Below are 423 nucleotides of genomic sequence, written 5' to 3' on the forward strand. Positions count from 1 at the left end.
AGGAAGTTTTAATATCAAATTTAACCAGCAGTATAACGCATTAATCGGTGGAAGAGGAACGGGTAAATCAACCATATTAGAATACATCAGATGGGGACTGTGCGACCAAACAGTAAAAATTGGTAATTACGAAGAGCTGGATATTATTCAGAATCGAAGAGACACCCTGATCAGGAAAACATTGACCGCTGTTAGTGGTGAGGTGCGAATAACGATGGTCAAAAACGATGTACGCCATATCGTTAAAAGAAATTCTGCAAGCAGAGAAATACTTTTGAAAATCGGGGATAACGAATTTCAAAAAGTTAGTGAAGAGGATATCCGTAAGGTGCTGCCTATCCAATCATACAGTCAGAAACAGCTAAGCGATGTAGGTGTAAAAACAGAAGAGCTTAAGCGATTCATTGAGCAACCTATAAAAAG

At 38.5% G+C, this 423-nt stretch carries 1 protein-coding gene; it reads left to right on the forward strand.

From position 1 onward, the window contains the following. Window positions 1-423: AAA family ATPase (locus tag RM529_RS17810; RefSeq protein ID WP_311486069.1), on the forward strand; the 423-nt coding region annotated here is incomplete at both ends.

The sequence above is a fragment of the Autumnicola edwardsiae genome (assembly GCF_031846505.1).
Taxonomy (GTDB): Bacteria; Bacteroidota; Bacteroidia; order Flavobacteriales; family Flavobacteriaceae; genus Autumnicola; species Autumnicola edwardsiae.